The 8635-nt window shown below is 52.0% G+C and carries 5 protein-coding genes; all 5 read left to right on the top strand.

The features are described 5' to 3' along the window. Positions 1-319: 319 nt before the first annotated feature. Entirely contained in the window at positions 320-2740 is a 2421-nt protein-coding gene (locus AZ66_RS23410) for a 3-hydroxyacyl-CoA dehydrogenase/enoyl-CoA hydratase family protein (RefSeq protein ID WP_082061702.1), read from the top strand. Positions 2741-2928: 188 nt separating this feature from the next. Further along, a complete protein-coding gene (locus AZ66_RS23405) occupies positions 2929-4203 on the top strand; it encodes an acetyl-CoA C-acyltransferase (RefSeq protein ID WP_082061701.1) in 1275 nt (424 codons plus the stop codon). A gap of 73 nt (positions 4204-4276) precedes the next feature. After that, positions 4277-6094, top strand: a complete 1818-nt coding sequence (locus AZ66_RS23400; RefSeq protein WP_044357054.1) for an acyl-CoA dehydrogenase family protein — start codon at positions 4277-4279, stop codon at positions 6092-6094. Between the two features lie 75 nt (positions 6095-6169). Then, positions 6170-7912 carry a long-chain-fatty-acid--CoA ligase gene (locus tag AZ66_RS23395; protein WP_044357053.1) on the top strand — a complete coding sequence of 581 codons (1743 nt, stop codon included), beginning with the start codon at positions 6170-6172 and terminating at the stop codon, positions 7910-7912. 162 nt (positions 7913-8074) lie between these two features. Then, entirely contained in the window at positions 8075-8500 is a 426-nt protein-coding gene (locus AZ66_RS23390; protein WP_044357052.1) for a PaaI family thioesterase, read from the top strand. Positions 8501-8635: the final 135 nt, after the last annotated feature.

Raw genomic sequence — 8635 nt, 5'->3', positions numbered from 1 at the left:
CATATTGCCTCACGATGATGGAGGATGGTGTCAAGGCGAAAGAGCGAAGCGATGTGCGCAGTGCCGATATTGCTGAGCTGCTCGTCAAGTCTGTATGTGGAATCTGATGTTCAGGGAGGTGGAGTGAAGCACGGCATGCTTGTATGGCCGTTCTGCTACGCTGCGTTAGCTGGTTAACATACGAGGCTTTCTCATGGTGGCCTGGGCAGCTTCTGTGAAGGAATGAGGCATATAGAAGGACTGATTGCGGGGAAGTGTGTCCGAGCAAATGATAGGCAGCTAGGCTATACCATGCACATGCAGTAGGAGGGATACTGAGGTGAAACGATGGAATGAGGTTCAACGGGCAGCTGTTATTGGCTCAGGGGTGATGGGAGCCGCCATCGCAGCTCATTTGGCGAATGCAGGCATACGATGTCTGTTGTTAGATATCGTGCCGGCTCAGCTGACGGAAGACGAAGCGGGGGCAGGAATGACTCTGGAGCATCCAGATGTTCGCAGCCGACTGCCGCAGCAAGCGATTGCACGATTGAAGAAGGCCAGCCCAGCACCGCTCTATATGGAAGCGTTCGCAGAGCGCATCATACCAGGAAATACAGCGGATCATTTGCAGGAACTTGCACAGGTAGATTGGATTATTGAGGCGGTCACGGAACAAGTGGATGTGAAGCGCACGGTGCTGGCGCAAATAGAGCGTCACTGGCAAGAAGGGACGCTGATCAGCTCGAATACGTCAGGCATTTCCCTTGACTCCATGTTGGAAGGGCGGTCAGAAGCATTTAGGCGTTCATTTGTCGGCATTCATTTCTTTAATCCGCCACGATACATGCATCTGGTGGAGCTTATACCGAATGCATGGACGGATCAGTCGGTATTAGAAGGGGCCAAGGAATGGTGTGAGCGCAGACTGGGCAAGGGAGTAGTCATTGCCAAAGACACGCCTAACTTCATTGCCAATCGAATTGGGACGTACGGCTTAGTGATCACGCTTCAAGAAATGGAACGGTACGGTCTTACCATCGAAGAGGTCGATGCCTTAACAGGGCCGATTATCGGGCGGCCGAAGAGTGCTACATTCCGAACGCTGGATATCGTCGGACTAGATACATTCCTCCATGTAGCGAACAATGTGGCTGAGCATGCTGAGACAGAGGCGGAGAGGAATGCATTTGCTCTGCCGCCTTGGTTCAAAGAAATGGTAGAACGAGGCTGGCTAGGAGAGAAGAGCGGCCAAGGATTCTATCGCAAGGTACGCAGCGGTTTACCTGGAGAAGATCCGATCCATGCACTGCGTTGGCAGGATTGGACGTATGAGCCGAGGCAGCAGGTTGCTTCGGTGACGCTGCAGCAGTCGAAGCGGGAGAAGGGAACGGCAGCCAAACTGAGAGCTGCAATCAGCGGCCGTGACCAAGGTTCACAGTTCATATGGAGCATGATGAAGCAGGTATTGTGCTATGCAGCTTCCAAGGTAGGGGAAATTGCAGATCATATCGAGGATATTGATAAAGCAATGCGATGGGGCTTCAATTGGGAGCTGGGTCCATTTGAATGCTGGGATGCGATTGGTCTTCGGGACAGTGTCGCACGCATGAGGGCGGAGGACACAGAAGTGCCGGCCTGGGTAGAGGCATGGCTGGAACAAGGTCACGAGCGGTTCTATGAGCAGCGAAGCAGCGGATTGTTCTTCGCCGCGGCAGGAGAATGGCAGCAAGCCGTAGAGAGTGAACAATCGATATCGCTTCGCTCTTTGAAGGAACAGGGAAGGACCATCGCACGCAATAGCGGTGCGAGTCTTATTGATGTCGGCGATGATGTGGCCTGTCTGGAATTCCATTCTCCGAACAATGCCATCGGGGAAGATATTTTATCCATGATCGAGAAGAGCGTAGAGATCGTAGCGCGTGACTACCGAGGTCTTATTGTTGCGAATGAAGGACGCAACTTCTGCGTTGGGGCAAATGTTATGCTTCTGCTCGGAGAGGCTCAGGCCGAGGAATGGGACGAAATCGACTTCATTATCCGCCAATTCCAGCGAGCCATGATGAAGCTGAAGGGCTTGCAGCGACCCGTCGTTGCTGCACCGCACCGAATGACACTTGGCGGAGGTGTGGAGGCGTGCCTGCCGGCCGATATGATTGTGTTCAGTCCAGAGACATACTTCGGACTTGTGGAGACCGGAGTAGGACTGATTCCTGGTGGGGGAGGCTGCAAGGAAACGGCGATTGCGCTCTCACATCGGCTGCCGCATCCCGATGATGATCTGAACGCATCACTCGTGCGCGCATTCGAGACGATCGCCATGGCCAAAGTGTCGAACAGCGGTCATGATGCACTGAGACTCGCCTATGTACGATCTCACGATCGCGTGCTATTCGCGGAGCAGCGCCGCATTTATGAAGCGAAGCAGGCCGTTCTCGCTATGGATTCGGCAGGGTATGTGGGGCAAGTGCAGGAGGCAGGCCGACCATCTATACGTGTAGCTGGACGGGAAGGCTTTGGCGTTCTGCAGTTAGCCGTGTCCAATATGCTGGAGGGCGGCTACATAAGTGAGCACGATGCGTTAATTGCTCGCAAGCTCGCACGTGTACTTACAGGTGGAGACGTGCCTGCCAATCGCCTCGTATCTGAATCGCATCTGCTCGACTTGGAGCGGGAAGCCTTCTTATCTCTTTGCGGAGAACGGAAAACACAGCAGCGGATGCAGCACATGCTGAGCAAGGGGAAGCCGCTGCGCAATTAGGGCATATCGAGTTTGACATCATACTGGCAAGCAGGGACGGAGCAGTGGTTTGGATAGCAGCAAAGAAACTAAGAAGCAACAGAACAGCAACAGAGCAGCAACAGAGCAGCAACAGAGCAGCAACTGAGCGGTGATAGCTGGCATTGGTTTCTGTTGCTGGAAGGCAATTGGGTGGGAGTGGGATATGCATGGTAGCGGATACGCCTGCAAAAGCATTAAGAGAAGTGGTCATCGTTGCGGCAGCAAGAACAGCAGTAGGCAAGGGAAAGCGCGGAGCCTTGGCTGATACGAGGGCGGAGGATTTGGGGCGGATCGTCATTGAGGCGGTGCTGGAGCGAGCCCCAGGACTTGAGAAGCATGACATAGATGATGTCATTCTCGGTTGTGCGATGCCGGAGGGGGAGCAGGGGCTGAATGTCGCGCGGACAATCGCGCTTTATTCAGGGCTGCCCCATACGGTTCCTGGGGTCACCATTAATCGATTCTGCTCTTCCGGTTTGCAAGCAATTGCCTATGCAGCGGAGCGGATTATGACGGGAGCTGCGGATGTAATCATTGCCGGAGGCGTGGAGAGCATGTCACATGTTCCAATGACAGGCTTCAAGCTGTCTCCTCATCCGGTTATCTCTGAAGAACGTCCTGAGATCTATATCAGTATGGGTCACACAGCGGAACGGGTCGCCAAGCAATTTGGCATAACTCGCGAGATGCAGGATGCATATGCGGTAAGGAGTCATCAACGTGCTGTTCAAGCATGCGCGAACGGAAAATTCAATGATGAAGTGGTGACCGTTCAGGCCAAGCGGACTTGGGAGGAAGCAGGCGGCAAACTGAAGAGCACGACCGTCGATTTCCGAATGGATGAATGCATTCGCCCAGAGACAAATGAGGATACGCTGCGCAAGCTGAAGCCGTCATTTGCCGCACAGGGCTCTGTAACAGCTGGCAATTCCTCACCGTATAGCGATGGAGCGGCCGCGCTCATGGTAATGAGCCGGGAGCGGGCAGAAGAACTAGGGTTGGAGCCGCTCGCGATATATCGTTCGTTTGCCGTTGCAGGCGTCCCGCCAGAAGTGATGGGCATCGGACCGGTTGAGGCTATCCCGAAGGCGCTTCGCCTTGCAGGAATCACGAAGGAAGAGGTAGCGCTCTATGAGGTAAATGAGGCATTTGCCGCACAGTGCCTTGCAGTCATTCAGGAGCTGGGACTTGATGACAGCATTGTGAATGTAAATGGTGGAGCGATTGCGCTTGGTCATCCGCTTGGCTGCACAGGCGCGAAGCTGACCACAAGTCTCATTTATGAGCTGCGCCGCAGAGGTGGTGGTCTTGGTGTTGTGTCCATGTGCATCGGCGGCGGGATGGGGGCTGCAGGCGTATTTGAGGTTCTGCCGCCGCGTAAAGAGAACGGTGAGGATCTTGCAATCGCATCGAAGATTCGGATGAGGATTAACGGCACATAGACTTGTCTGCATGAATCGTACTAGACAGGAAGACGGCGGGATCAAGAATGAGGATGGATAGGAGGAATGAAGCATGGAAGCTGCGTCTACGACGCGTGTAAGAGGCGGTGGCTTCGTCATTGACGAGCCGAATCTGGAGTGGGTAGTAACACCAGAGGATTTCACTTCGGAGCAGCGATTGTTCGCGGACACGACCCAGGCATTTGTTGAGGGAGATGTGCTGCCGCATGATGAGGATATTGAACATCTTAATTATGAGCTGACTGTCCAATTGATGCGCAAGGCAGGAGAGCTTGGACTGTTAGCGACAGATATCCCAGAAGTCTATGGCGGGCTTGGTCTCGATAAGGTAAGCTCTACGATTGTCAATGAGAACTTGGCCCGTGCATCATCCTTCGCATTGTCCATTGGCGCTCATGTTGGCATTGGCACTCTGCCGATTGTGTACTTTGGAACGGATCAGCAGAAGCGCACGTATTTGCCTGAACTGGCAACAGGCTCTAAGATCGCTGCCTATTGTCTAACGGAACCAGCATCCGGTTCTGATGCGCTCGGCGCACGAACAACGGCTAAGCTGTCTGATGATGGTACTCATTACATTCTGAGCGGATCGAAGTTGTATATTACGAATGCAGGTTTTGCTGATATTTTCATTGTGTATGCCAAGGTAGATGGTGTGAAATTTACAGCATTTATTGTGGAGCGAAGCATGGAAGGATTTACGGTTGGGCCGGAAGAGAAAAAGATGGGGATCAAGGGTTCATCCACCTGCCCGATTTACTTCGATCATGTCCATGTTCCGATTGAAAATGTGCTTGGCGAAATCGGCAAGGGGCATCTGATCGCATTTAATATTTTGAATATAGGCAGATTCAAGCTGGGGGCGGGCTGTTTGGGTGCGGCGAAGGAGACGATCCAGTTGGCTTCCGCATATGCGAATGCTCGCACACAGTTCGGTAAGCCAATCAGCAGTTTCCCGCTTATTGGGAAGAAGCTCGCGGAGATGAATACGCTGACCTATGTGTTAGAGAGCATGGTATATCGAACATCAGGATATATTGATGCGATGCTGCAAGACGTCAATGATGGCTCTACTAGTACGGGAGCGCAAGATTCAGCCCATGCAGGCGTATCTCCGGCCAAAGCAATCGCGGAGTTTGCGCTTGAATGCTCCATTATTAAGGTATTTGGCAGTGAAGCACTGAACACGATTGCGGATGAGGGCGTGCAAATCCATGGCGGTTATGGCTACATCCAAGAATACAAGGTCGAGCGGATCTATCGTGATGCACGCATTAATCGTATATTTGAGGGCACGAATGAGATCAATCGACTGCTTATTCCTGGCACCTTGCTGAAAAAAGCATTAAAGGGCGAGCTTCCGTTAATGGAGCGCCTAGAGCGGCTGCAGGAAGAGGTTCTGGCATTTAGCCCTTCACTTGGCGATGAAGAAGATGGTCCAATGGCTGAACTTTATAAGTTGTTGAACCAAATGAAAACAGCGTTTCTCGTTGTTGGTGGAACGGCGGTTCAGAAGTATGGTACGCGCATCGAGCAAGAGCAGGAGGTTCTTTCCGCACTCGCAGACATGATGATTTATATTTACGCAGCAGAAAGCGCGATTCTACGAACGGATAAGCTGGTTAGCCGCTTAGGTGAAGAGAAGGCGGCGCTTGCTCTGCAAATGACACAGGTGTTCGTTCGTGATGCGCTTCAGGTAATTGAACAGAGAGCCAAAGAAACGCTTCAAGAAGCAGCATCAGGAGATGTCCTTCGCACGCAGTTATCGCTGCTCAAGAAATTCAGCCGTACCACTCCATTGTCCCTGACCTCTCAGAAGCGGGCTATCGCGGCACGCATTATTGCGAACGAGCGATACACCGTTGTCTAGATCAGCAATGAGCAGTGGTCGATATGCGCTGATGCATGCTGAAGCGCAACTAGAACGAGGAAGGGGAGTAGCATCATGAATGCCTATTCTGATGAAAGGCCATGGCTGCGCCATTATCCCGAAGAAGTAGCACCGTCGTTCGATTATCCGAAGCATAATGTGGCCCACCTGATAGAGAAGGCTGCGGCAGAATTCCCTGAGCGCGCAGCTATTGAGTTTATGGGGAAGACGCTTACGTATCGTGAACTACTCGCTTCTGTCTATCAATTTGCTGGAGGCCTGCGCTCACTAGGTGTGAGTGCAGGGGAGCGGGTTGCCATCATGCTGCCGAATTGCCCGCAAATGATCATAGCCTATTACGGCACATTGATTATGGGTGGAATCGCGGTGATGACGAGTCCACTGTACATGGAGGGAGAATTGGCCCACCAACTGGAGGATTCCGGAGCAACTGCGATCATTACATTGGATTTGCTGTTTTCTCGTGTACTTCATGTGAGGCAGAAGACGAAGCTGAATCACATGATTGTTACTTCTATTCGGGATTATTTGCCGTTCCCAAAAAATTGGTTGTATCCATTGAAGATGAAGAAGGATGGCCAATCGCTCTCAATTCCTGATGTTCCGGGTGTTGTTCGTTATAAACGATGGCTCGCATCAAGTATGCCCCTAACGAGCGCGCATTCTGTGGATGCCGAACAGGATGTCGCCATGATTCAATATACAGGAGGCACAACCGGAAGAGCGAAGGGAGTGATGCTGACGCATTATAATTTGATTGCCAATACGGTGCAGACGTCAAATTGGTTCTATCGCGCGCAGCGCGGCAAGGAAACGTTCCTTGCGGCACTCCCATGCTTTCATGTGTTCGGCTTGACGGTACTGCTCAATTTAGGAATTCATCTGGCAAGCAAGCTTATTCTGCTGCCTCGGTTCGATACGATGCAGGTGCTCGAGTGCATTCATAAGGAAAAAGCAACGATCTTCCCAGGAGCTCCGACGATGTACATTGCAATTAACCACCATAAGGAGGTAGCACGGTACGACCTATCGTCTGTGCAGGCATGCGTGTCTGGCTCTGCACCACTCCCATTGGAGGTGCAAGAGCGGTTCGAAGCCATTACAGGAGGCCGGTTGATTGAAGGTTATGGCTTAACGGAAGCTTCACCGGTTACACATGCGAATCCGCTCTGGGGATATCGGAAGATCGGAACCATTGGCATTCCATTTCCCGATACAGATGCTAAGATCGTCAATCCAGACACTGGAGAGACGATGCCAGTAGGCAGCATTGGCGAACTGGCTGTACGAGGGCCGCAGATCATGAAGGGATACTGGAATCGACCTGAGGAGACGGCAGATGTGTTGAAAGAGGGGTGGCTGCATACTGGCGACATGGCCAAGATGGATGCCGACGGGTTCTTCTCGATCGTTGATCGGATGAAGGAAATGATCAATGCAAGCGGATTTAAAGTGTTCCCGCGCGATGTGGAAGAAGTGCTGTTCGAGCACCCGCAGGTAAAAGAGGCAGCTGTCATCGGTGTGCCGGATCCTTATCGGGGGGAGACAGTCAAGGCCTTCATCGTGCCAGTGGAAGGAGCTGCGATTACAGAGAAGGAACTGGAAGGATGGTGCCGGGCTAAGCTCGCTGCATTCAAGATTCCGCGGCAAATTGAATTTCGAGCGGAGCTGCCTAAAACAATGGTTGGCAAGGTGTTAAGGCGCAAGCTGGTGGAGGAAGAGGCCCAGCGCCGGCTGCAGCGCGATGGCCATCGGGATGGGATCGCATCAGATGATACAGACAAGGACAAAGAGTAGATGCTGCGCAATATGCATGCATTGTGATAAGATAGAAGGGGGAAGGCCGGTCGTTGATAGAGATCGGCCTTCTCTACTTTCAACATTTTGTTAGTGAAGTAAGGGCATAATGTTAGTATACTATTAGGTAAATAATGGAGGAAGAATCGAGAGGTGGCTAACATGAGCAATGAGCAGAATCTGCAGTGGGATGAATTAGAGGCACGTGCGCAGTCTTCGTTCTGGGGATACTTGGGTTGTGAGCTCGTTCATGCGGATGAGAAGGAAGTGATCCTCCGGCTAGATGCGAAGGCTCACCATTTGAATATGATAGGCATTGTACATGGCGGCGTGTTGTCCTCCCTGCTTGATAATGCGATGGGAATCGCCGCTTCCGCATACAAGCAAGATCCGAATATTGTTACCGGAAGCCTGAATGTGAACTTTCTGCGACCAATGAAGGCAGGAATATTGGAAGTAAGGGCGCATGTCGTTCATGCAACGAAGCGTGTGCTCACGCTTCAAGGCACGGTAGTAAATGAGCAAGGAGAGCTTGGCACAATGGCAACGGGGACTTTCCACGTGAGAGGTCAACGCGCGGGAGGTTGACATTTAGCACCGATTTGTCATAATGACGTTAAGCTAACTATCGGATATCAGGTCTCGGAGGAGGAGATGGATTCGGAATTGAAGGCATTGATTGTCATAGATTATACGTATGATTTTGTAGTGGGCCGACTTCCA

The organism is Paenibacillus sp. E194, from assembly GCF_000935845.1.
In the GTDB taxonomy this organism is placed as follows: domain Bacteria; phylum Bacillota; class Bacilli; order Paenibacillales; family Paenibacillaceae; genus Paenibacillus_B; species Paenibacillus_B alvei_B.
Note: the sequence above shows the minus strand (reverse complement) of the source record. Positions and strands in the feature narration are given on the sequence as shown.

What these genes read in the sequence shown, in the direction of transcription:
- AZ66_RS23400 (WP_044357054.1), top strand. Translation starts at nt 4,277, where the DNA reads ATGGAAGCTGCGTCTACGACGCGTGTAAGAGGCGGTGGCTTCGTCATT.
- AZ66_RS23405 (WP_082061701.1), top strand. Translation starts at nt 2,929, where the DNA reads ATGGTAGCGGATACGCCTGCAAAAGCATTAAGAGAAGTGGTCATCGTT.
- AZ66_RS23390 (WP_044357052.1), top strand. Translation starts at nt 8,075, where the DNA reads ATGAGCAATGAGCAGAATCTGCAGTGGGATGAATTAGAGGCACGTGCG.
- AZ66_RS23395 (WP_044357053.1), top strand. Translation starts at nt 6,170, where the DNA reads ATGAATGCCTATTCTGATGAAAGGCCATGGCTGCGCCATTATCCCGAA.